The organism is Roseateles toxinivorans (assembly GCF_004362525.1).
In the GTDB taxonomy this organism is placed as follows: Bacteria; Pseudomonadota; Gammaproteobacteria; order Burkholderiales; family Burkholderiaceae_C; genus Paucibacter; species Paucibacter toxinivorans.
This window is the reverse complement of sequence record NZ_SNXS01000001.1, coordinates 1,144,077-1,165,049: the sequence shown is the minus strand read 5'-3', so window position 1 is coordinate 1,165,049 and position 20,973 is coordinate 1,144,077. Positions and strand designations below refer to the sequence as shown.

At 66.3% G+C, this 20,973-nt stretch carries 24 protein-coding genes; 5 read left to right on the top strand and 19 right to left on the bottom strand.

Going from position 1 to position 20,973, the window contains the following annotated elements; all coding sequences use genetic code 11:
• The first annotated feature begins 112 nt into the window (after positions 1–112).
• A complete protein-coding gene (locus tag DES47_RS05200; protein ID WP_133699557.1) occupies positions 113–697 on the top strand; it encodes a winged helix DNA-binding protein in 585 nt (194 codons plus the stop codon).
• 25 nt (positions 698–722) lie between these two features.
• Positions 723–4,355: a hydantoinase B/oxoprolinase family protein gene (locus tag DES47_RS05195; protein ID WP_133699556.1), complete on the top strand. Its 3,633-nt coding sequence runs from the start codon at positions 723–725 to the stop codon at positions 4,353–4,355.
• Here the strand turns inward: DES47_RS05195 and DES47_RS05190 are convergent.
• The 4 genes from DES47_RS05190 to DES47_RS05175 form a co-directional block, all read right to left on the bottom strand.
• Positions 4,352–4,666: a protealysin inhibitor emfourin gene (locus DES47_RS05190; RefSeq protein WP_166651859.1), complete on the bottom strand. Its 315-nt coding sequence runs from the start codon at positions 4,664–4,666 to the stop codon at positions 4,352–4,354. The genes DES47_RS05195 and DES47_RS05190 overlap by 4 nt on opposite strands.
• The gene (locus tag DES47_RS05185; RefSeq protein ID WP_133699554.1) at positions 4,656–5,711 is read right to left on the bottom strand and encodes a M4 family metallopeptidase; all 1,056 of its coding nucleotides are present in this window, start codon (positions 5,709–5,711) and stop codon (positions 4,656–4,658) included. The genes DES47_RS05190 and DES47_RS05185 overlap by 11 nt, the downstream gene beginning before the upstream one ends.
• 80 nt (positions 5,712–5,791) lie before the next feature.
• Positions 5,792–5,983 carry an anti-sigma factor family protein gene (locus tag DES47_RS05180; RefSeq protein ID WP_133699553.1) on the bottom strand — a complete coding sequence of 64 codons (192 nt, stop codon included), beginning with the start codon at positions 5,981–5,983 and terminating at the stop codon, positions 5,792–5,794.
• Between the two features lie 19 nt (positions 5,984–6,002).
• Positions 6,003–6,560 carry a sigma-70 family RNA polymerase sigma factor gene (locus DES47_RS05175; protein WP_133699552.1) on the bottom strand — a complete coding sequence of 186 codons (558 nt, stop codon included), beginning with the start codon at positions 6,558–6,560 and terminating at the stop codon, positions 6,003–6,005.
• A 124-nt stretch (positions 6,561–6,684) separates the two neighbouring features.
• Between DES47_RS05175 and DES47_RS05170 the strand changes: the two genes are divergently transcribed.
• Genes DES47_RS05170 through DES47_RS05160 form a run of 3 tightly spaced genes read left to right on the top strand, consistent with a single transcriptional unit; the run spans position 6,685 to position 8,634 of the window.
• On the top strand, positions 6,685–6,963 hold the full coding sequence (locus DES47_RS05170; protein WP_133699551.1) for a BufA1 family periplasmic bufferin-type metallophore: 279 nt from the start codon (positions 6,685–6,687) through the stop codon (positions 6,961–6,963).
• 7 nt (positions 6,964–6,970) lie between these two features.
• On the top strand, positions 6,971–7,822 hold the full coding sequence (locus tag DES47_RS05165) for an MbnB/TglH/ChrH family RiPP precursor modification enzyme (protein ID WP_133699550.1): 852 nt from the start codon (positions 6,971–6,973) through the stop codon (positions 7,820–7,822).
• Positions 7,819–8,634 (top strand): HvfC/BufC N-terminal domain-containing protein, encoded by an 816-nt coding sequence (locus DES47_RS05160; RefSeq protein WP_166651858.1) that lies wholly within the window; start codon positions 7,819–7,821, stop codon positions 8,632–8,634. Before DES47_RS05165 ends, DES47_RS05160 begins: the two co-directional genes overlap by 4 nt.
• On the opposite strand, the gene tolA is transcribed toward DES47_RS05160, so the two are convergent.
• From tolA to DES47_RS05085, 15 genes are all read right to left on the bottom strand, one after another.
• A complete protein-coding gene (gene tolA, locus DES47_RS05155; RefSeq protein WP_341800587.1) occupies positions 8,612–9,457 on the bottom strand; it encodes a cell envelope integrity protein TolA in 846 nt (281 codons plus the stop codon). The genes DES47_RS05160 and tolA overlap by 23 nt on opposite strands.
• A gap of 71 nt (positions 9,458–9,528) precedes the next feature.
• Entirely contained in the window at positions 9,529–9,957 is a 429-nt protein-coding gene (tolR, locus tag DES47_RS05150) for a protein TolR (protein WP_133699547.1), read from the bottom strand.
• 10 nt (positions 9,958–9,967) lie between these two features.
• Positions 9,968–10,684 carry a protein TolQ gene (tolQ, locus tag DES47_RS05145; protein WP_133699546.1) on the bottom strand — a complete coding sequence of 239 codons (717 nt, stop codon included), beginning with the start codon at positions 10,682–10,684 and terminating at the stop codon, positions 9,968–9,970.
• Complete coding sequence (gene ybgC, locus DES47_RS05140; protein ID WP_133699545.1) at positions 10,681–11,097, bottom strand: tol-pal system-associated acyl-CoA thioesterase; 417 nt, start codon at positions 11,095–11,097, stop codon at positions 10,681–10,683. The genes tolQ and ybgC overlap by 4 nt, the downstream gene beginning before the upstream one ends.
• An 11-nt stretch (positions 11,098–11,108) precedes the next feature.
• Positions 11,109–12,290, bottom strand: coding sequence for a pyridoxal phosphate-dependent aminotransferase (locus tag DES47_RS05135; RefSeq protein ID WP_133699544.1), 1,182 nt, complete (start codon positions 12,288–12,290; stop codon positions 11,109–11,111).
• Positions 12,287–12,787 carry a transcription antitermination factor NusB gene (gene nusB, locus DES47_RS05130; protein ID WP_133699543.1) on the bottom strand — a complete coding sequence of 167 codons (501 nt, stop codon included), beginning with the start codon at positions 12,785–12,787 and terminating at the stop codon, positions 12,287–12,289. The genes DES47_RS05135 and nusB overlap by 4 nt, the downstream gene beginning before the upstream one ends.
• Positions 12,784–13,248, bottom strand: a complete 465-nt coding sequence (gene ribH / locus DES47_RS05125) for a 6,7-dimethyl-8-ribityllumazine synthase (protein ID WP_133699542.1) — start codon at positions 13,246–13,248, stop codon at positions 12,784–12,786. Before ribH ends, nusB begins: the two co-directional genes overlap by 4 nt.
• Before the next feature lie 32 nt (positions 13,249–13,280).
• Positions 13,281–14,372: a bifunctional 3,4-dihydroxy-2-butanone-4-phosphate synthase/GTP cyclohydrolase II gene (ribBA, locus tag DES47_RS05120; protein WP_133699541.1), complete on the bottom strand. Its 1,092-nt coding sequence runs from the start codon at positions 14,370–14,372 to the stop codon at positions 13,281–13,283.
• A 54-nt stretch (positions 14,373–14,426) separates the two neighbouring features.
• Positions 14,427–15,548: a bifunctional diaminohydroxyphosphoribosylaminopyrimidine deaminase/5-amino-6-(5-phosphoribosylamino)uracil reductase RibD gene (gene ribD, locus DES47_RS05115; protein ID WP_243748162.1), complete on the bottom strand. Its 1,122-nt coding sequence runs from the start codon at positions 15,546–15,548 to the stop codon at positions 14,427–14,429.
• A gap of 113 nt (positions 15,549–15,661) precedes the next feature.
• Positions 15,662–16,387 (bottom strand): PEP-CTERM sorting domain-containing protein, encoded by a 726-nt coding sequence (locus DES47_RS05110; protein WP_133699540.1) that lies wholly within the window; start codon positions 16,385–16,387, stop codon positions 15,662–15,664.
• A gap of 219 nt (positions 16,388–16,606) precedes the next feature.
• Positions 16,607–17,773 (bottom strand): type IV pilus modification PilV family protein, encoded by a 1,167-nt coding sequence (locus DES47_RS05105; RefSeq protein ID WP_133699539.1) that lies wholly within the window; start codon positions 17,771–17,773, stop codon positions 16,607–16,609.
• The gene (locus DES47_RS05100; RefSeq protein ID WP_133699538.1) at positions 17,770–19,152 is read right to left on the bottom strand and encodes a pilus assembly PilX family protein; all 1,383 of its coding nucleotides are present in this window, start codon (positions 19,150–19,152) and stop codon (positions 17,770–17,772) included. Before DES47_RS05100 ends, DES47_RS05105 begins: the two co-directional genes overlap by 4 nt.
• Positions 19,149–19,844 (bottom strand): PilW family protein, encoded by a 696-nt coding sequence (locus tag DES47_RS05095; protein ID WP_133699537.1) that lies wholly within the window; start codon positions 19,842–19,844, stop codon positions 19,149–19,151. The genes DES47_RS05100 and DES47_RS05095 overlap by 4 nt, the downstream gene beginning before the upstream one ends.
• Positions 19,838–20,446 carry a GspH/FimT family pseudopilin gene (locus tag DES47_RS05090; RefSeq protein ID WP_133699734.1) on the bottom strand — a complete coding sequence of 203 codons (609 nt, stop codon included), beginning with the start codon at positions 20,444–20,446 and terminating at the stop codon, positions 19,838–19,840. The genes DES47_RS05095 and DES47_RS05090 overlap by 7 nt, the downstream gene beginning before the upstream one ends.
• A complete protein-coding gene (locus DES47_RS05085) occupies positions 20,431–20,919 on the bottom strand; it encodes a type IV pilin protein (protein WP_133699733.1) in 489 nt (162 codons plus the stop codon). The genes DES47_RS05090 and DES47_RS05085 overlap by 16 nt, the downstream gene beginning before the upstream one ends.
• Positions 20,920–20,973: the final 54 nt, after the last annotated feature.

Sequence of the window (20,973 nt, the reverse complement as noted above, 5' to 3'; positions counted from 1 at the left end):
CATGCGCCGTGTTGCCCGTCTTGCCGATAGTGGTTGACCCCAGGATTTCAAAATATTTAAAGTTTGCTGATAATTTATAGATAAAGTATCGGCAAGACCTTTGGAGACAACCATGGCCAGCAAGTCCCTGAACAGCCCGAAGAAGGCCGCAGCCCTAGGCCATATAAAGGGCGCCAAGCCCGAGCTGCCGGCATCGGCCAACGGCCGCGGCATCGTCTCGTCCTCGCACCTGGTCTCACCGCGCAGCCTGGAGCTGTCGGAGTTCGAGTTCGGCCTGATCGTGGCCTGGAACGCCTTCTCGCGCTGGGCCGTGCGCTGCATGGCCGCCAGTGGTTGCCCGGACCTGACCATCACCGATGTGCTGCTGCTGCACCACGTCAACCACCGCGCCCGCAACAAGAAGCTGGCCGACATCTGCTTCGTGCTGAACTACGAAGACACCCATGTGGTGGCCTACGGTCTGAAGAAGCTGGTGGCCGCCGGCCTGGTGCTGGCCGAGAAGCAGGGCAAGGAAGTTTTCTACAGCCCCACGTCCGAGGGCGAAGCCGCCGCCGCCCGCTACCGCGAGGTGCGCGAGGCCTGCCTGGTGGACAACCTGGACGTCGAGCGCAACTATGACATCGGCGAGATGGCGCGGCTGCTGCGCAGCATGTCGGGCCTTTACGACCAGGCCGCCCGCGCCGCCACCTCGCTCTGAACCCTTGGACACGAGATCAAGCACCATGGACCACAACCCCCCACGCTGGCAGTTCTGGATCGACCGCGGCGGCACCTTCACCGACTTGGTCGGCCGCGCCCCGGATGGCGCGCTGCACACCTTGAAGCTTCTGTCCGAGAACCCAGAGCAGTACCGCGATGCGGCCGTCGAGGGCATACGCCGCCTGCTGGGGCTGGCGCCCGGCGAGGCGATCACGGCGGAGCGGGTGGACTGCGTGAAGATGGGCACGACGGTGGCCACCAATGCGCTGCTGGAGCGCAAGGGCGACCGCACGGTACTGGTCACCACCGCAGGCTTTCGCGATGCATTGCGCATTGCCTACCAGGCGCGGCCGAAGCTGTTCGAGCGCAATATCCAGCTGCCCGAGCTGCTGTATGAGCGGGTGATCGAGGCCACCGAGCGCGTAGGCGCCCAAGGCGAACTGGTCACGCCGCTGATTGAGCCCGCGCTGCGCGTCGAGCTGCAGGCCGCTTTTGACGCCGGCATCCGCGCCTGCGCCATCGTCTTCATGCATGGCTACCGCTACACCGCCCACGAGCTGGCGGCGGCCCGCATCGCCGGTGAGATCGGTTTCCCGCAGGTCTCGGTCTCGCACCAGGTCAGCCCGCTGATGAAGCTGGTGGCGCGAGGCGACACGACGGTGGTCGATGCCTACCTGTCTCCCATCCTGCGCCGCTATGTCGAGCAGGTGGCCGGCCAGATGCCCGGCGTGCGGCTGTTCTTCATGCAGTCCTCCGGCGGGCTGACCGAGGCGCATCAGTTCCAAGGCAAGGACGCGATCCTGTCCGGCCCGGCCGGCGGCATCGTCGGCATGGTGCGCACAGCCATGGCCGCAGGGCACGATAAGGTGATCGGCTTCGACATGGGTGGCACGTCCACCGATGTGTCGCACTTTGCCGGCGAGTTCGAGCGCGCGTTCGAGACCCAGGTTGCCGGCGTGCGCATGCGCGCGCCGATGATGAGCATCCACACGGTGGCGGCCGGTGGCGGCTCCATCATCCGCTTCGATGGTGCGCGGCTGCGCGTCGGCCCCGAGTCGGCCGGCGCCAATCCCGGCCCGGCCAGTTACCGGCGCGGCGGGCCGCTGGCCACGACCGACGCCAATGTGATGCTGGGCAAGATCGCTCCGGCACACTTCCCCAAGGTCTTCGGCCCGCAGGCCAACGAGGCGCTGGACCGCGAGGTCGTCGTGCAGCGCTTCGAGGCGATGGCGCAGCAGATGCGCGAAGCGTCGGGCCGCGACATCACCGCCGAGGAGGTGGCGGCCGGCGCGCTGCAGATAGCCGTGGCGAATATGGCCAATGCGATCAAGCGCATCTCGGTGGCTCGAGGCTATGACGTCACCGGCTACACGCTGCAGTGCTTTGGCGGCGCCGGTGGTCAGCATGCCTGCCTGGTGGCCGACGCTTTAGGCATGACCCGTGTGTTCGTGCATCCGCTGGCCGGCGTGCTGAGTGCCTATGGCATGGGCATGGCCGACCAAATCGCCATGCGCGAGGCCGCGATCGAGCTGCCGCTCAATGAGGCGGGCCTGGCCTCGGCCCGCAGCAGCCTGGACACGTTGGCCGCCGCTGCCTGCACTGAGCTGGCCGGCCAGGGCCTGGCCGCTGCCGAGCTGCAGACGCGGCGCAAGCTCCATGTGCGCTACCAGGGCACGGACACGGCCCTGCTGGTCAACTGCCCGGACGATGGGCCTGGCGCGATGGACGCCATTCGCACCGAATTCGAGGCCGGCTATCGCCAGCGCTTCGCCTTCCTGATGAGTGACAAACCGCTGGTCATCGAGGCAGTGTCGGTGGAGGCGATCGCCGCCGGCGAATCCGCCGTCGCCGTGAGCGTGGCGCAGACCGAAGAACACCCTGCAGAGGCCACCGAGCAAGTGCAGATGTACTGCGCCGCCGACGAGCAGGATGCCGGCTGGCGCCCCGCCGGCCTGTTCATCCGCGAAAGCCTGCTGCCCGGTGCCGTCGTCGACGGCCCGGCCATCGTCGCCGAGCGCAATGCCACCACCGTGCTGGAGCCGGGCTGGCAGGCCCGGCTGACCGCCGCCGGCGCACTGGAGCTGCAACGCACCCGCGCCCGGGCCACGCGCCACGCGATCGGCACCGAGGCCGATCCGGTGATGCTGGAGGTCTTCAACAACCTGTTCATGAACATCGCCGAGCAGATGGGTCTGCGGCTGCAGAACACCGCCTTCTCGGTCAATATCAAGGAGCGGCTGGACTTCAGCTGCGCGCTTTTCGACGCCGCCGGCAACCTGATTGCCAACGCGCCGCACATGCCGGTGCACCTGGGCTCGATGAGCGAGTCGATCAAGACGGTGATCGCGCGCAACCCGGCCATGGCGGAGGGCGACGTCTATGTGCTGAACGATCCGTACCACGGCGGCACGCACCTGCCCGACGTGACCGTGATCACCCCGGTGTTCCTGGAGGGCAGTGCCAAGCCGTCGTTCTATGTGGCCTCCCGCGGCCACCACGCCGACATCGGCGGCATCTCGCCCGGCTCGATGCCGCCGTTCTCGAAAACGATTGCCGACGAGGGCGTGCTGATCGACAACTTCCTGCTCGTCGAGGCCGGCGTGCTGCGCGAGCAGGCGCTGCTGGAGCTGCTGGGCTCGGGCCCGCATCCCTCGCGCAACCCGCAGCAGAACCTGGCCGATCTGCGCGCGCAGATTGCCGCCAATGAGAAGGGCGTGCAGGAGTTGCGGGCCATGGTGGCCCAGTTCGGTCGCGCCACCGTCGATGCCTATATGCAACATGTACAGGACAACGCCGAGGAGTCTGTGCGCCGCGTCATCACCGCGCTGAAGGATGGCCAGTTCACCTTGCCGCTGGACAACGGCGCGCAGATCGCCGTCAAGGTCACGGTCAGCCAGGCCGACCGAAGCGCCACGCTGGACTTCACCGGCACCAGCGCCCAGCTGCCCAATAACTTCAACGCCCCGAAGGCGGTGACGATGGCGGCGGTGCTGTATGTGTTCCGTACGTTGGTCGATGACGACATTCCTCTGAATGCCGGCTGCCTGAAGCCGTTGGAGGTGATCGTGCCCGAAGGCTGCATGCTGAACCCGCAGCTGCCCGCGGCCGTCGTGGCCGGCAATGTCGAGACCTCTACCTGCGTGACCAATGCGCTCTATGGTGCCTTGGGCGTGATGGCCGCCAGCCAGTGCAGCATGAACAACTTCACCTTCGGCAATGCCACCCACCAGTACTACGAGACGATCTCGGGCGGCTCGGGCGCGGGGCCGGGTTTTGCCGGCACCAGCGTCGTGCAGACCCATATGACCAACTCGCGGCTGACCGACCCCGAGGTGCTGGAGTTCCGTTTCCCGGTGCGGCTGGACAGCTACGCCATCCGCCAGGGCTCCGGCGGTGCGGGTCAGTGGCAGGGCGGCAACGGCGGCGTGCGCCGGGTGCGCTTCCTGGAGGCGATGACGGCTTCGATCCTGAGCAATGGCCGCCACCACGGCGCCTTCGGCATGGCCGGCGGCGAAGCGGGGGCGGTGGGGCTGAACACCATCGAGCGCGGCAATGGCCAGATCGAGCACCTGGACCACATCGGCTCGGCCGAGATGGCGCCGGGCGATGTGTTCGTCATAGCGACGCCGGGCGGTGGCGGCTACGGCAAGCCCTAGGAGCCTGGCTTCATCGGCTTGAGGGTCAGCAGGCTCTTAAGTTCGTCAAGCGCCTCGGGCAGATCGGCGCAGTCGAACTTGGCAGACCAGGGCCCGGCCGCGGTCTGCACTTCCAGGCTCAGGGTCTGGCCATCGGGATAGTCGGGCGCCTGGCGGGCAGCCCCCTGGGCCTGGCCCAGCAACTTCGCAATCCGGCCCGCTTGCCTGGTATCCAGGTCGGCGGCGCGCAACTCGGCCCCGCGCAGCAAGCCGGCAAAGCCGCCCTGCTCGGTCAGCCGCAGCTGCTGCCAATCGACAGAATCAGAATCCAACCGCTTTCCAGGCATCGTTGAGCGCTTTCAGTTGCTTGCTGCCACTGCCATGGTTCTTGGTCGCCACCATCTGCGTGGTCGTCACCATGTCGATGAACTGGCTGTTGCTCGACAGCTTGCGCATCGTCTCATACCAGATCGCCCCCGGCTCGTTGTAGGCATAGCCGCCGACCGCCTTGGCAAACAGGAAGAAGGCGTGGTTGAAGATGCCGGAGTTCAGGTGCACGCCGCCGTTGTCGAAGCTGCCGACGAACTTGTCGCGCAGATGCTTGGGCTGCGGGTCGGTGCCCAGATTGGGGTCGTTTTCGTAGGCCTTGCCGGGGCCGAAGTCGCGCAGCGCCTTGGCCTTGGTGCCGGGGCCCATGATCTCCTTGCCGACCAGCCAGGTCGCCTTGGCGGCGGTGTGCTTCTTCTTCCACTGGCTGATCAGCACGCCGAACACATCGGCGAAATGCTCGTTCAGCGCGCCCGACTCGTCCTGGTATTCCAGATTGCACTCGTGCGAGATCACGCCATGGGTCAGTTCATGGCCGACCACGTCCAGCGATTTGGTGAAGCGCACGAACAGCTGGCCGTCGCCGTCGCCATAGGCCATCTGCTGTCCGTTCCAGAACGCGTTATTGAGCTTCTTGCCCAGGTGCACGCTGGAGACCAGCGTGGTGCCGCGGCCGTCCAGCGAGTTGCGCTGGAACTGCTTCATATAGAAGTCGTAGGTCACGCCGCTGAAGTCATAGGCCTCGTTGACGGCCGGATCGGCCACGGCCTTGTCGCCCTCCTTGCGCACCAACTTGCCGGGCAGACGACTCATGCCGAGACCCTTGACGTCATGGATCAGGCGATTCTTCTTGGCCGACGGCGCGGCGAAGGCCGCCATCATCGGCATGGACTGCATGACCGTGCGCACGGCGCGCGCCTCGGCCGAGGCGGCAATGGCGTCCACCGCCTGCTTGCGCACCGCCGCGTCCGACGAGGTGCTGAGGTTGTCCAGCATATAGGGCGGGATGATGCACAGCAGCGGGTGAGGGTGACAGGTGCAACGCAGCATGGTGAGCGCTCCAGCAGTTCAAGTGAGCGCTTTTTATGCCCATCACCGCAGCGCTGCCATCCCTAAAAGATGGCTTGAAATCAGCGCTTGTCCTGCTCCGAGTAGCTTTTCCAGCGGCCCATGGCGCTGCGCATGAACTGCGCCTGGCGGGCGAACTTGGGGCAGGCAGAGCAGATCACCATGTGCAGGCGCACGGCAAGGCGCTCCTGCCAGCTCAGCTCGCGATCCAGCGACTGCAGGGTCAAGCCGGTCACTTCTCGGCAATTCTTCATCAGCATCATCTAGATTCCCTCAGGCCTGAGCGCCGGCGAACCAGCCGAGTTGAAGGCAGTCACGCAATCGCAGCCGGGCGCGATGCAGCATGACCCATAGATTGGTCGGGCTGATGGCCAACTCCTTACAGATTTCGTCGGTGTCCAGCTCCAGCCATTCCCTCATCATGAACAGGCGACCCTGCACGCCGGGCAGCTTGTCCACGCAGGCTTCGAGCACGGCAAAGAAGTCGGCCTGGCGCAGGCAATGTTCCGGGTCGCCCCAGTCCTTGGGGGCGTCGCGCCAGTGGCCATCGGCAGTGAACAGCTGCTCGTCGAGATCAGCTTCGTCATCGGCCGTGGTGCTGGAGACCTCACGCGTGTGCTTGCGCAACTGGTCGATCAGCTTGTGCTTCAGGATGCCCACCAGCCAGGTCTTCAACTGAGACTGGCCGGCAAAGGCCTGCGGCCGCTCCAGTGCGGCCAGCAGGGTCTCGGACACCGCGTCCTCGGCCCAGGCCTCGTTCTTCAGCTGCATCTGCGCAAAACGCATCAATTGAGGGCGCAGCTGTTCGACAGCACGGGCAAAATCGCTCATCACCAAGGCCTGTTTCCGGGTCGACAAGCTGTGCAGTGTAAGGACTTGGACCTGCCGATCGACCCACGGTGGTCGCAAGACATTGACGAAATCTTTTCCCCCCAACATTGACTGGAATCCGACCATGAACCAAAAGCTGATTGTTTCCTCCGCCCTCGCTTCCGTGCTGGCCCTGGGCCTGATGGGCCAGGCCAGCGCCCAGGACAAGCCCAAGGAGAAGTGCTTCGGCATCGCCAAGGCCGGCCAGAACGACTGCGCCAATCTGTCGGGCAGCCACTCCTGCGCGGGCCAGTCCAAGGCGGACATGGCGACCGACGAGTGGAAGTACGTTCCCAAGGGCACCTGCAAGGACATGAAGGGCCTGTCGGCCGACGAGGCCAAGGCCAAGCTGAAGAAGGCCTGAGCGAGTGATGCCTGCGCGCGCCAAGGTAGGCATCGGTCTGCGCCAGCCGCACTACCGCGAGCTGCTGGAGACCCTGCCTGCCTTGGGCTTTCTGGAGGTCCACTCCGAGAATTTCTTTGCCGCAGGCGGCGCCGCCCGCGCAGTGCTGCGCGAGGCGCGCGAGCACTACGACATCAGCTTGCATGGCGTGGGCCTGTCCCTGGGATCGGCCATGGGTCTGGACGACTGGCATCTGGACCGCTTGGCCGAGCTGGTGGCCGAGATCGAGCCGGTGCGGGTGTCAGACCATGCCAGCTTCGCCCGCGTGCCGGGTCTCGCCTCCGGGCCTGCGGTGCACATGAACGATCTGCTGCCGCTGGCCTTCACGCCGGCAGCGCTGGACATCATGGTGGCCAATGTGCAGCGGGTGCAGGAGCGGCTGAAGCGACCGCTGCTGGTTGAGAATCTTTCCGCCTATCTGAGCTGGGCCGATGACAGCCTGGCCGAACCCGAGTTCTTCAATGAGCTGGCGCGTCGCAGCGGCTGCGGCCTGCTGCTCGACGTCAACAACCTGGTTGTCAACGCGCTCAATCGTCAGCCCGATGAAGTGCGGGCGCGCGCCGAGGTAGGGCGCTGGCTTGAGCAGATTGACCCGCTCACCGTGGGTGAGATCCATCTGGCTGGCTATTGCGATACCGGGGACCTGGTCATCGATGACCACGGCAGCCGGGTTCACGCGCCGGCGTGGGCGGCCTATGAGTACGCGCTCCATCGCCTGGGCGCCAGGCCCACCTTGCTGGAATGGGACACCGACGTGCCTGACCTGAGCGTGCTGCTCGATGAGGCTGCTCAGGCTTGGCAACGGTTGGAGGCCTTGTGAGCGAGGGCCGGGTGCGCGAGTTGCAGCGCCAGCAGGCGCTGGTCCAGGCGCTGCAGCAGCCGGGCGGCGAGCCGACGCTGATCCCTTGGCTGAGCGAGCAGGGCGGCCGCCTGGCCCGAGGCTTGAGCGCCTACCGCGCCAATGCCGGGGCCTCGGCCGAGCGGGCGCTGGCCAGCAGCTTTTCGACGGTGCTTGCGCTAATGGGCGAGGAAGCCTTCGCCGCCATGGCCAGGGCCTATTGGCAGGCATATCCGCCGTCGCGCGGCGATCTGGCCTGGCTGGGCGAGCAGTTGCCCGACTTCATGCGCCACAGTCCGCAGCTGGACGATGAGCCCTATCTGCCCGACAGCGCCCGTCTCGACTGGCTGCTGGCCTGTTCGGAGGGCGCGGCCGATATGAAAGCCGAACCGGCCAGCCTTGGCTTGCTGGCCGAACATGAGCCACAGCAGCTGCGGCTAAGGCTGATGCCCTCGGTGCGCGTGCTGCGCAGCGAGCATCCCGTGTTCGCGATCTGGCATGCCCACCAAAGCAGTGAGCCTGATGCGTTCGCGCCGGTACGTGCTGCGATGGCGGCCGGCGAGGGCTCGCTGGCCCTGGTGTGGCGCGAGGGCTGGCGTGCAAAAGCGATGGCGTTGGAGCCTGCGGCCTGGCGCTTCACAGAGGAAGTATTGGCTGGCAACGATCTTGCCCAGGCGCTTGATGAGGCCGGCCCCGATTTCGACTTCGGTGCCTGGCTGGCGCAGGCCCTCCAACTGGGCTGGTTGCACCGCGCCGAGGCGACGCCGGCCGCTACTCCTGCGGCTGGAAGCTGATCAACATCACCGGCTGCACGCGGCCATCCACGTCGCGCGGCAGGATCTCGGTCTTGTCGATCGCGCGGAGCACGGCCTTGTCCCACTCGGCGTTGCCGCTGGGCTTGGTCAGCTTGCGTGACAGGATGCTGCCGTCCGGTCCGACGCGCACCTCGACCTCGGCCACCGGATTGCCGGGGGTCAGGTCGCTGAACACGATGTTCGGCCGGATGCGCGCCTTGATGCGCCCGGCATAGCTGGCCGAGGGACCGGACGACTGCAGCGCCGTGCCGGTGGCGCCGGGGCCGCCGCTGGCGCCGGCCATGCCCTGGATGCGCTTCAGGTTCTCCTGGCGCTGCGCTTCAAGCTCGCGCTCCTTCTTCTGGGCTTCGGCCTGTTTCAGCTTGTCCTGCCTGGCCTTCTCCAGTTTGTCGGCCTGTTCCAGTTTGGCCTGCTTGGCCTGCTCGGCCTCGAGCTTCTTGCGCTCGGCCTCGCGTTCCTTGGCGAGCTTCTCCTTGGCCAGCTTGGCCTCGCGCTCCTTGGCCTCCTTGAGCTTCTCGGCTTCCTCGGCAGCCTTGCGCTTCTTCTCTTCGCGGGCTTTTTCAAGGGCGATATCGGCGTCGCGGTTGGGCGCGACCACGGGTTCGGGTGGCGGGGTGGGCTTGGCCTGTTTGACCGGCTCGGGTTCGGGTTCTGGGGGCGGTGCCTGTTCGGCCGGCGCAGCGGCCTGGGGCACGGTGGACCACAGCTCGGCCTCGAAGGTCGGCGGCTGCTGCACGCGCCAGCTGACGCTGAAGGCGATCGCCACCACCAGGGCCGCATGCACCAGCAGGGCAAGGCTCAAACCCCGTCCGACGCCAGGGGCGGGCGGTGGCCGCAGCGCATCACCGAACAACACCGGATTGACCATCGACTTCAGCCGCCGCTGTTCTTAACGGCCAGGCCGACCCGGGTCACGCCATTGGATTGCAGGATGTCCATCACCTTGACCACCGCCTCGTACTTGACGTTGCGGTCGGCCGAGATGACCACCGGCGTGTTGGTGCTGCTGCCCTGGGCCTGCTTGACCTGCCGCGCCAGCCGGTTCAGCGATATTGGCTGCGCTTCTTCCTTGTCGAGCTTGATCTTCAGCTTCTCGTCGGCGCCGACGACCACGTGAATCACATGCTCGGGCTGCTGCCGGCTCTTGCCCACGCTGGGCAGGTCGACCAGGCCGGTGGTGATCAGCGGCGCGCTGACCATGAAGATGATCAGCAGCACCAGCATCACATCGATGAAGGGCACCATATTGATCTCGTTGATCGTGCGGCGACGGCCGCCGCCGCGTGAGCTGATGGCAGGCATGGGGATGTCCTCAACGGGTGGCCGGGCCAGCGGCGCCGACGGAACCGACCGGTGCCGGCTGAACCGCATTGCGCTGCAGGATGTTGGAGAACTCCTCGATAAAGGTCTCCAGGGTGATGGCCGTGCGGTCGATCTGACGGGCGAAGCGGTTGTAGGCAATCACGGCCGGAATGGCGGCGAACAAGCCGATGGCGGTGGCCACCAGCGCCTCGGCAATGCCGGGCGCCACGGTGGCCAGTGTCACCTGGGTCAGGTTGGACAGGCCGACGAACGCGTGCATGATGCCCCAGACGGTGCCGAACAGGCCCACATAGGGGGAGACCGAACCGACCGAGGCCAGGAAGGACAGATTCGATTCGATCGCGTCGAGCTCGCGGTGGAAGCTGGCACGCATCGCGCGGCGGGCGCCGTCCAGCAGCGTCGCGCCATCGCCCATGCGGCGCTCGCGCAGCTTCAGGAACTCGCGCATGCCGGCGGCGAAGATGCGCTCCAGCGGGGAGGTCTGGGCCTTGCCCGCCACCGCCTGGTAGAGGTCGTTCAGGTTCTTGCCGGACCAGAACTCCTGCTCGAAGGCATCATTGCTGGCCCGTACCTTGGACAGCGAGATCAGCTTGGCAAAGATCACCGTCCAGCTGGCCAGCGACACCAGCAGCAGCGCCGCCATCACCAACTGCACCACGAAGCTGGCCTGCAGCATCAGCGAGAAGATGGAAAGGTCCTGGTTCATGGGCTGACTTTGTCGAGAATGGGTTGGGGAATGCGGCTGGGCTTGAAGCTCTGGCTGTGCACACAGCCGATGCGGATCTCGCCCTCGCACAAGAGCTGCTTGCCGCGCCGCGCCTGCTGGAACAGGCTCATGCTGGCGCGGCCTCGCTCGGTGACCTGGACGCTGACGTCCAGCCAGTCATCGAGCCGCGCCGGGCTCAGGTACTTCAGGTTCGTGGCGCTGACGACGAACATCAGCTGCTGCTCGGCGCGCAGCCGTTCCTGCTCGAAGCCCAGCGAGCGCAGCCACTCGGTGCGGGCGCGCTCGAAGAACTTCAGGTAGTTGGCATAGAAGACCACGCCACCGGCATCGGTGTCTTCCCAGTAGACGCGCAGGCCGTGGCTGAACGGAGTTTCTTGGTGGCTGGAGGTCATCGCGGGCGCGATTATCGCAAGGCCTGGGCGATGCGATGCACCGACTCCTGCAGACGATCCATCGAATTGGCAAATGAGAAGCGCACAAAGCGCTCGGCCTCCAGCCGGCCGAAGTCACGGCCCGGCGTGATCGCCACATGGGCGCGGCGCATCATGTCGAAGGCAAAGTCCCAGCTGCTGGGGTTGTGCGCCGAGCAATCGGCCCAGACGTAGAAGGCGCCGTCGGGAACGACAGGCACCTTCAGCCCCAGGCCCTGCAAGGCTGGCACCAGATAGTCGCGCCGGGCACGAAACTCCTCGCGGCGGCGCTCGTACTCGCTGATCACCTCGGGCTCGAAGCAGGCCAGCGCCGCGTACTGGGCAATGCTGGACGGGCAGATGAACAGGTTCTGCGCCAGTTTCTCGACGGCCGGCACCAGCCCGGGCGGCAGCACCAGCCAACCCAGACGCCAGCCGGTCATGCCGAAGTATTTGGAGAAGCTGTTGACCGAGATGATGTCCTCGCCCAGGCCCAGCACGCTGTGGCCATAGCGCTCGTCGAAGCTCAGGCCCAGATAGATCTCGTCGACGATGGTCACTCCACCGTGTTTGCGCACCACCTCGACCATGGCGCGCATTTCCTCCGGCGCGATCGACGTGCCGGTGGGGTTGCTGGGCGAGGCCAGCAGCACGCCGCGGGTGTGCTCGTTCCAGGCCGCCTCGACCTGGGCCGCGCTCGGTTGGTAGCGCTGCTCGGCCGTGGCGTTGAGCAGCACGGCCTCAGCGTCCGCTGCGGCGACGAAATGGCGGTTGCAGGGATAGCAGGGGTCGGGCATCAGCACCTGGTCGCCGCGCTCGAACAACGCCAGGCAGGTCAGCTGCAAGGCCGCCGAGGCGCCGGCGGTGATGACGATGCGCTCGGGCGCTATGTGCAGGCCGAAGCGCAGCAGATACCAGGCGCTGAGCTTCTCGCGCAGCGCCAGCAGGCCGGTGGCCGAGGTGTACTGGGTTCGGCCCATGGTGAGACAGGCCTCCGCTGCAGCCTGCACGGCCGGCGGCGCGGTGAAGTCGGGCTCTCCGATGTTCAGGTAGATCATCGGTCGCCCGCCCTGGGCCGGATCGCAGGCCGCGCTGCGCGCAATCTCCTGCGCGGCCTTGGCACACTCCATCACGTAAAAAGGCTCGATGTGATCGAGCCTGGACGCCAGTTTCATCGGGCCTTGTTGCGCATGCTCTGCACCTCGGCCGGACGCAGATCGACGGCGGCGCGGTCGAGCACGCCGTTCACATACTTGTGGCCGTCGGTGCCGCCAAAGGACTTCGCCAGCTCGACCGCCTCGTTGATGGCGACCTTGTAGGGCACGTCCATGCAGTGCTTGAGCTCGTAGGCACCGATCATCAGCACGCCATGCTCGATCGGCGACAGCTCGCTGGTCTTGCGGTCCACATGCTTGGACAGCACGGCGTCGAGATCGGCTGCCTCAAGGATGCAGCCATGCAGCAGCGAGTCGAAATGCGGCTTGTCGCACTTGTCGAAGCCGTCCTGCTCGCGCATATGGGCTTCGATCACGCCGGCTTCCTCGCCGGAGACCAGCCATTGGTAGAGGCCTTGCAGCGCGATCTCGCGAGCGCGGCGGCGGGCCGACTTGGGTTTGGCGGCGCGAGGTGCAGGCGCAGCTGCGGGCTTGGGGGTGGACGCGTCGGTGCTCACAGCAGTTCTTCCATCAGATTGGCCATCTCGACGGCCACGCGGGCGGCGTCGCGACCCTTGTCTTCGGCGCGTGCCCAGGCCTGGGCCTCGTTCTCGACGGTGAGGATGGCGTTGGCGATGGGCACCTCATGGTCCAGTGCGACACGTGTGACGCCCGCGCCGCTTTCGTTGGCCACCAGTTCGAAGTGGTAGGTCTCGCCGCGGATGATGCAGCCCAGGGCGATCAGCGCGTCATAGTCTTCGCTGTCGGCCATGGCGTTCAACACAATCGCCACCTCCAGTGCGCCGGGTACGGTGACATGCTTGATGTCCTTGGGGCTCACGCCCAGGCTCTCCAACTCGGCCAGGCAGGACTGGGCCAGTTGGTTCGTCAGCGGCGCATTGAAGCGCGCCTGGACGATGCCGATGCGTAGGCCTTCGCCCTCAAGCGAGGCGGCCTGCCCCTTGTCTGCGTCTTGCATGTTCTTGCCTGTCTTTCTTGTTGTTCAGCGTATCAGTCGGCGGAAACAAAGCCGGTCACTTCCAGGCCATAGCCCGTCATGCTGGGCATGCGCCGCGGGCTGCCGAGCAGCTTCATCCTGGAGATGCCGAGTTCGCGCAGGATCTGCGCGCCGACGCCATAGGTGCGCAGGTCCATGCTGCCGGCCTGTGGTGCGCCATCGTCGGGAGCCTGCAACTGGGCCAGAAGCGCCTGCGCCTCTTCGCCGCAGTTGAGCAGCAGGGCCGCGCCGCGCTCGGATGCCTGCAAGGTGGCCAGCGCCTTGGGCAGGGGCCAGGAGTGATGGCAGCGGCCGCTGTCCAGCAGGTCCAGCGCAGAGAAGGGTTCGTGCACGCGCACCAGCACCTCCTCATCGTCGGACCAGTGGCCCTTGGTCAGCGCGATGTGGACGCCGCCGGTGCGGTCCTTGAACACGGTGCTGGCGAACACGCCCTGGGCCGTGTGCAGCGGGCGCTCGGCCACGCGCTGCACCAGCGACTCATTGCGGCTGCGATACTCGATCAGGTCGGCGATGGTGCCTATCTTCAGGCCGTGCTCCTGGGCGAAGACCTCGAGATCGGGCAGGCGGGCCATCGTGCCGTCGTCCTTCATGATCTCGCAGATCACCGAGGTGGGCGACAGGCCGGCCATCTGAGACAGATCGCAGCCGGCTTCGGTATGGCCGGCGCGCATCAGCACGCCGCCGTCCTGGGCCTGCAGCGGGAAGATGTGGCCGGGTTGGACCAGATCGCTGGGCTGCGCATGCTTGGCCACCGCTGCCTGCACGGTGCGGGCCCGGTCGGCGGCCGAGATGCCGGTGGTCACACCGGTGGCTGCCTCGATCGACACCGTGAAGGCCGTGCCATGCTTGGTGCCATTGCGTGTGGCCATCGGCGGCAGCTGCAGCCGCTCGCAGCGCTCGCGGGTCAGGGTCAGGCAGATCAGCCCACGGCCGAAGCGGGCCATGAAATTGATCGCCTCGGGCGTGATGTGATCGGCGGCGATGACGAGGTCGCCTTCGTTTTCGCGGTCTTCTTCGTCAACCAGAATGACCATACGGCCGGCGGCCAGCTCGGCCACCAGCTCGGGAATAGGGGAGATGGGCATGGGCGGGATTGTAGGCGGGGTGAGGGTTGTCCCGGGCAGGCCGGGACATTCGATTCAAGGCTGCGCGATGGGGCGTGCCAGGATGCGCAGGTCTTCACCCACGCGATCGACACCGTGCCAGGCCAGGTTCAGCACCTGATCCATGCGTTCCAGCGGGCCGAAAGCCGCCAATTCGCGACCCTGGCCCATCAGCTTGGGCGCCAGATAGAGCAGAAACTCGTCCACCAGGCCTTCGCGCACGAAGGATCCGTTGAGCTTATGGCCGGCCTCGACATGCAGCTCGTTGATGCCACGCGCCCCGAGGTCCAGCAGCAGGGCATGCAGGTCAACCTTGCCGCTCGGGCCTGGCTTGGCCATCAACGTGGCGCCACGGTCGCTCAGGGCCTTGGCGCGCCCGGCATCGGCGTGGTCGGCGTGATAGATCAGCACCTCGCCCGGGGCGTCGAGGATCCGCGCCGTGGGCGGCGTCTCGAGTCGCGAATCGACGATCACGCGCAACGGCTGGCGCGGGGTTTCGACCAGGCGGACATCCAGGCGAGGATCGTCCTCCAGCACGGTGCCGACGCCGGTCAGCACCGCACCGGCGCGCTTGCGCCAGGCATGTCCGTCGGCGCGTGCGGTGGGGCCGGTGATCCACTGGCTGACACCATTGAGCAGGGCGGTACGGCCGTCCAGCGAGCTGGCCACCTTCATGCGCACCCAGGGCCTGCCACGCTGCATGCGCGAGAAAAAGCCGATGTTCAGCTCTCGCGCCTCGTCGCCCAGCAATCCAACGTCAACCTGGATCCCAGCGGCGCGCAGCCGCGCCGTGCCTTGGCCTGCGACCAGCGGGTTCGGGTCTGCGCAGGCCACGACGACGCGAGCCAGCTGAGCGGTGATCAGCGCGTCGCAGCAGGGCGGCGTACGGCCATGGTGGGAGCAGGGCTCCAGCGTGACATAGGCAGTAGCGCCCTTGACATCGTGGCCCAGCGCCTGGGCATCCCGCAGGGCCATCACCTCGGCATGCGCCTGGCCGGCCGCCTGTGTGTGGCCCTGGCCCAGCAGCCGGCCCTGCTCATCGACGATAACGCAGCCGACGCGGGGGTTGGGGTCGCTGAGGCCTATGGCCTGGTGGGCGAGGGCCAGAGCCTGGCGCATGGCCGTCTCGGCGTCGAGTCGTTCGGGAGTGGCTTGCATGGCGCAAGTCTAGGGCAGGGGCGCACCGGTCTCTGAAATGCCAAGGGCCTCCGACGGAGGCCTTTGAGACGGGCCGCGGCGCACCGCGGCACGATGATGATCAGCCGAGGCGCTTAGCGACGAGCCTTGCGGCGTGCCGCGGCCAAGCCCAGCAGGCTGATGCCCACCAGGGCCAGCGAACCGGGCTCCGGCACATCGGTGCGGGGTGCGCGGCTGCCTATCACCAGGTCGTCAAATCCCAGCCAATCAAACTCGGTGAAGTCGCTGCTGGACTGCTTGATCGAGAAGCGTACGCCATACATTTCCGCGTCTTTGTCAAATGCGCCCACAAATTCCAGATTGCCATTGCCACTGTCAGTTGGGGTGGCCACGACTTCTGAAGCCAGCAGCGAACTGTCGGCGCGCAGGAAGTCGAGTGTCAGCGTGCCGCCGAAGTCCTGGAAATCGATCAGATTGAAGCCGAAGGCCTGCGTGGCACCACCGAACATTACCGTGAAGTCAAGCGCCGATTCCCACCATTGAGAGCCATTGGGCGTCGTGTTGTAGCGTCCATCGGCTGCCGTATTGCTGATACGGCCGGTCAGCGTTGTCGGCGGCCGGCCGGCAAACGTCTGGGAGGTGCCACGCAAGCTTGCTGAGGCATTCAAGCCGATCAGTTGAAACGAACTTGCCACGCCATCGGTTCCAACAGCGACACTTTCAAAGCCATCCCCGCTCTTTGCTGACAGACTTGCTTCAAAACCGGCGCGAGTCTTGTCCTCCAGAACCGGCGCGGCCTGTGCTGCGCTGAACATCGCAGTACCCAGAACGGCGAGACCCAAAAAATTTTTGATATGCATATTTCGCTCCTCAACGACAGAGATTAGTTTCGGTTCATTCACATTGGGTAAAGCAATTGCTGAGCCAGCATAAAAAATCTTTCAAATACAATGACTTAGCCAGCATCGTGCGGCGTGCGGCAGGTTCGATGTAAAGATTGCCGACAGGGCGCAATCCAATGCCATAAAGAACCTCCGCGTCGCGACGCATCAAACCCAAATGGGGCAGTCGAATGCACTTCAAAGATGCGGTTGGTGCTGCCACGTATTGCCATTGATGTAGGGCGTGCCCGTGTCGTCGGCAGGACAGGAGAGGGCAGTCGCGCCGTCACCAGCACGGATGACGAGGAAATTCTGCTGCGTCAACGGACCATCAACCAGACTGTAGTTCAGCGGGTGGCCAATATTGCCGTTGGGCGGCGTGTCGCTGGCGGTCGGCGTGTAGCGGCAGACCCGGTACTTGGCGGCCGAAACCTCGGTCACCGTCGTCGCGATGGGCAGGGCGACCGAGCTGATCAGCTCCAGCCGGCCCGACCAGGCCAGGGGCGGCGTGCTGGTCGGCTCCACCGGCAAGGCGCAGAAGTAGGCAATGAAGTTGGAGTAGGCCTGCGAATAGCAGGCCACGTTGGCGGCCGTCGGCGCCGTGGTTACGACCTGCAGATCGACGCCGATCGCTGTGGCGGTAGGTGTCTCGGCCTCGGCCGGCGTGGGCGCCGCCGCATACACCACAAAACCGCTGAGCAGCAGCGCGTTGGCCGGCGTGCAGACCAGCGTGGGCACGCAGATCGCGGTGATCATGCCCGACGCGTTGTTGAACACCCAAGCCACGCCGGCGGCCGGGGCAAAGGTGCTGCTGCGCTTGTCGGAGGCATCGACAGCGGCGGCGGGTATGGCGGCGTGGCGCCCAAGTGGCTGGCGCATCGGCTTGCCATTCACCGGTGTCAGTCCCAGCGAGCCCGCCGTCTCCGGCGAGATGCCGGCGATCGCCGTGTTTAGATGCACCTTCTGCCGGTCGCCGAGCCGGTCGGTCCAACTCACCTCGACCAGCAGCGAGGTCAGTCGCGGCTCGGCCGTGGCGGTCACGGTGCGCGTCACCGTGTACTCGGTGTTGGTGGTGTAGCCGGTATTGGGCGAGTCGCGCTCGGCCAGGGTGGCGTAGGAGCGCAGCGCCGTCGCGCCCTCCTCGGGTTCGGGGGCGACCAGCACCGAGAAGCCGCGCGCGGTCTCGATCGACTCCTGGGCCAGACGCACCGCCTCGGAGCGCTGCTTGGACACATCGACGTTCTGCCGCATCGTCGCCTGCAGGCCGACGACTCCGAGCAGGCCGAAGGCCATCACGGCCAGGGCCACCAGGGCCTCGATCAGCGAGATGCCCGCCTGGGCCATCGAGGTCGGCGTGCGCCTCATTTGAAATCCTTCCAGCCGCCCGGCACGCGCACAAAGGAGCCGCTGGCCAGGCGCAGGCGGTTCAGGATGGCCGCGTCGTAGGCGAAGGTCGGCGAACCGGTGCCGCCCAGGTCACCTTCGCTGATCAAGGCGCCCTGCAGCGTCACGCCGGCGCTGTCGGTCCAGCTGTTGCCGGGCGTCGTGCTGTTGACGACGAGTCGGTCCTGCAGGTAGATCAGGCCGCGAACGGCGGCGGCGGCGGTGGCCGTCACCGAGGCCGCCGCATCGGCATTGCCGGTGACGAGCAGCAGCACTGGCGCGCTGGCGCTGCCGATCTCGACGCCGCTGTCGAGCAGCAGATGGCCTTGCAGCCACAGCGGCCGCCCGGGGTTCAGCAGGGCCTTGTTGCGGATGTCGGTGGCGCTGCAGCCGGCGTCGCCGCAGTTGACGACCAGCGTGGCCGCCTGGTCCTTGTAGCTGTTGGCCCAGGCGTTGAAGGTCTGGGTGAACAGGCCGGTCTTAAGATCGGCCCCTAGTCCCGGCGGGTTGGCGTTGGCCGTCAGCGTCGTGTCGCCTGCAATCACGGACCGGCTGGGCGGTGCGCCGGGCACGCTGCTGATGCTGCGCCCCGTCGCATTGGGATTGGCCGTGCCACTGGCCTGAATCGTGATGCCGCCCGATGCCAGATCGCCATTGCTGACGCTCAGGGCCAGTGTGTCGGCGAGATTGCCGCGCACCGTCAATGGCGCCGCCGGTTTGCTTGGCAGAGCGCTGGCCAGGGCGACCAGCACCGACACGGTGGCCCTGCCCTCGCCCTCGGCGGCCTGCGACGGGAAGTTGAGACAGCCGTTGTCCAGGCGTGTACAGCCATTCGACTCGATGCGCACCACGCCGGGCCGGGTTGGCAGGCCGCCAGCGTTGGGGGCGACGGTGATGAACCTGACGCGAAAGGCAGGGAACACGTCGCTGCCCGTCGGAGCGGTCAGGTTGGGCTCGGCGTCGGTGGGGCAGTCGCAGGTCCAGCCAGAGCCGCTGGACACGCAGCTGGGCCACAGCGCAGTACCCGAGGCACCTACACGCGGCGTGATCCTGCCGTCACTGCCGTCGATGTTCAAATAGCGGTTGCGGAAGCTGGTCTGGGCCGGATTGGTGCTGGGCTGGCAGTTGGCCGTGATGACGCCGCTGTTGAGCTGGGCCAGTGCCCATTCGACACCGGCCTCGGCCGCCTCCAGCGCCTGGGTCGAGCGGTACTGGTTGGCCGCGGTGCGTTGCTCGAAAACCAGGTTGCGGCTGGTGTAGGCGGCCACCAGCGAGGTGACGATGAAAAGCACGGTGACGACCACCAGGGCCGCCAGACCCCGCTGCCGGCCGGCGCGGCCAGGGGCGTGCCGGCGCCTCATAGTGGACAGGCCTTGACGGTGGCGCTGGTGTCGTTGAGGCCCACCAGGTCGTTGCGCAGCTTGACCATGCTGCGGATGCTGCGTTTGACGCTGGCGTCGCTGACGGCCTCGGCGGCGATGCTGACCTCATAGACCCGCGACTGGATTGTCGGCCAGCAGTTCGTCGTGCCGTCGTCGCAGAGCTTGGCGCAGGGCAGCGTCAGCGCCGGGTCGGACCGCTGCGTGATCGTGAAACTGGTGATTTTGAGGCTGCGGCCGTCGGTCAGCTCCTGCCAGGCGTCGCCGAAGCGGGTTCTGATGCTGCCATCCTGGAGCTTGAATCCGTAGGGGCCGCCGCTGTCGCCCAGGTCCCGCTTGTACCGGTAGGCCGCCTCAGAGCCGTTTGTTTCTGGACTGACCTGACGGAAACCATTGGTCTGCACCGTTCCTCCGTCCAACCAAACACCGTTCTCTGCCGCGTTCCAGGCGCCGGCGCGGCGCAGCTCACGGGTGATGATGTCGGCGGTGGCGCGCAGGTCCTGCTGCACCTGCATCTCGACCAGCAGCTTGCGGTTTTCATTGAGCTGGGTAACGACCACCTGGGAGGCGGCCGCGACGACGATTAGCCCTATGGTCAGGCCGACCATCATTTCGACGACGGACAGGCCGCGCTGCGATGGATGCACCAGGCTGGATCGGCGAGCCGTCAACATGTCGGCGATCCAAGGTTCGGGTTACTTCCGCAGACGGTAGGTCTGCCGGTTCGACCAATCGTTGTGATCAGCTGGCGAGAGGTGTCGATTTCGCTCACGATGTCGAAACTGTCGAGTACCTGCGAGCCGGTGTCGGTATTCACCGCGGCGATCGTGCCGGTGACGTGATCAAAGGCGAAAGCGGACACCGCGAAAGCCGGCCTGACGCTGACGGACATTGAGGCCGGGATCTGCACCGTCCGCACCTCGGTGGCGCCCTCGGGGCAGGCGCTGCCGGCGCCGAGCCGGCAATCGCAGCGGCGGGTGTTGCCCACGGCGTCCGTCGTGATGTACAGGGAATAGCAGGTCATCGCACTGTTATTGCGAAACGACACCCGCATGAAGGTGTTGCGGCTCACCGCCTCGGCCCGCGCGAACTGCATATCTGTGACAACCTGGGCATTGATGGCTTTCAGCCGCTGCACCAGCCTGAAGTCCTGGAAGGCCGGCAGGGCCACGGCGGCCAGCACTCCGAGGATGATCAGGCCAATCATCAGCTCGACCATCGTGAAGCCGTGGGGGTGGCGGGGCCTGGCCATAATGGTCATCACTTGGCCCAGCATTTGCCGGGGTCCGCCCAGTCGGTCGAGCTAGCGCCGGAGCCATAGCTCGGATTGCCGCCCTGCATGCGCGCGGCCAGCAGCTTGCAGCTGCCGTCCTGGGCCTGCGACTTGCCCGAGATGGCAGTGGCCGTCACGGTGTAATTGGTCGAGCTGACATTGCTCAACGCCAGCGTGTAGTAGCCGCCCGTGGACGTGCCTGTCAGGCGCAGGCCATTGGGCTCCACCGTCTCCGAGGTATTGCCCAGTTCGGTGGCATAGCTGGCATGGCTGCTGCGCCAGCGCTCCTGCGCCTGCTGCACAGCCGCAATCGCCGCGAAGGCGTCGGCGCGGCGGCTTTTGCGTATCGAATCGACGAAGGAGGGCAGTGCCACGGCCGCCAGCAGGCCCACCACGATCACCACAATCATCAGCTCGACGAGGGTGAATCCGTCCGAGCCGGAGCGGCTGCGTGGGGAGTTCGGGATGGCGTGCATGGTTCACGAATTGTCGGGGTCAAGGGCCGTTGCCGGTTTGGCCGGTTTTGCCGC

Coding starts and splice junctions, on each gene's coding strand:
- DES47_RS05165 (WP_133699550.1), top strand. CDS start 6,971: ATGCCTGCGCGCGCCAAGGTAGGCATCGGTCTGCGCCAGCCGCACTAC.
- DES47_RS05135 (WP_133699544.1), bottom strand. CDS start 12,290: ATGAAACTGGCGTCCAGGCTCGATCACATCGAGCCTTTTTACGTGATG.
- DES47_RS05180 (WP_133699553.1), bottom strand. CDS start 5,983: ATGAAGAATTGCCGAGAAGTGACCGGCTTGACCCTGCAGTCGCTGGAT.
- DES47_RS05185 (WP_133699554.1), bottom strand. CDS start 5,711: ATGCTGCGTTGCACCTGTCACCCTCACCCGCTGCTGTGCATCATCCCG.
- tolR (WP_133699547.1), bottom strand. CDS start 9,957: ATGCCTGCCATCAGCTCACGCGGCGGCGGCCGTCGCCGCACGATCAAC.
- ribBA (WP_133699541.1), bottom strand. CDS start 14,372: ATGCCCATCTCCCCTATTCCCGAGCTGGTGGCCGAGCTGGCCGCCGGC.
- DES47_RS05085 (WP_133699733.1), bottom strand. CDS start 20,919: ATGCACGCCATCCCGAACTCCCCACGCAGCCGCTCCGGCTCGGACGGA.
- DES47_RS05110 (WP_133699540.1), bottom strand. CDS start 16,387: ATGCATATCAAAAATTTTTTGGGTCTCGCCGTTCTGGGTACTGCGATG.
- DES47_RS05090 (WP_133699734.1), bottom strand. CDS start 20,446: ATGCTGGGCCAAGTGATGACCATTATGGCCAGGCCCCGCCACCCCCAC.
- tolQ (WP_133699546.1), bottom strand. CDS start 10,684: ATGAACCAGGACCTTTCCATCTTCTCGCTGATGCTGCAGGCCAGCTTC.
- DES47_RS05095 (WP_133699537.1), bottom strand. CDS start 19,844: ATGTTGACGGCTCGCCGATCCAGCCTGGTGCATCCATCGCAGCGCGGC.
- ribD (WP_243748162.1), bottom strand. CDS start 15,548: ATGCAAGCCACTCCCGAACGACTCGACGCCGAGACGGCCATGCGCCAG.
- DES47_RS05195 (WP_133699556.1), top strand. CDS start 723: ATGGACCACAACCCCCCACGCTGGCAGTTCTGGATCGACCGCGGCGGC.
- DES47_RS05200 (WP_133699557.1), top strand. CDS start 113: ATGGCCAGCAAGTCCCTGAACAGCCCGAAGAAGGCCGCAGCCCTAGGC.
- DES47_RS05170 (WP_133699551.1), top strand. CDS start 6,685: ATGAACCAAAAGCTGATTGTTTCCTCCGCCCTCGCTTCCGTGCTGGCC.
- DES47_RS05105 (WP_133699539.1), bottom strand. CDS start 17,773: ATGAGGCGCACGCCGACCTCGATGGCCCAGGCGGGCATCTCGCTGATC.
- ribH (WP_133699542.1), bottom strand. CDS start 13,248: ATGCAAGACGCAGACAAGGGGCAGGCCGCCTCGCTTGAGGGCGAAGGC.
- DES47_RS05100 (WP_133699538.1), bottom strand. CDS start 19,152: ATGAGGCGCCGGCACGCCCCTGGCCGCGCCGGCCGGCAGCGGGGTCTG.
- ybgC (WP_133699545.1), bottom strand. CDS start 11,097: ATGACCTCCAGCCACCAAGAAACTCCGTTCAGCCACGGCCTGCGCGTC.
- DES47_RS05175 (WP_133699552.1), bottom strand. CDS start 6,560: ATGAGCGATTTTGCCCGTGCTGTCGAACAGCTGCGCCCTCAATTGATG.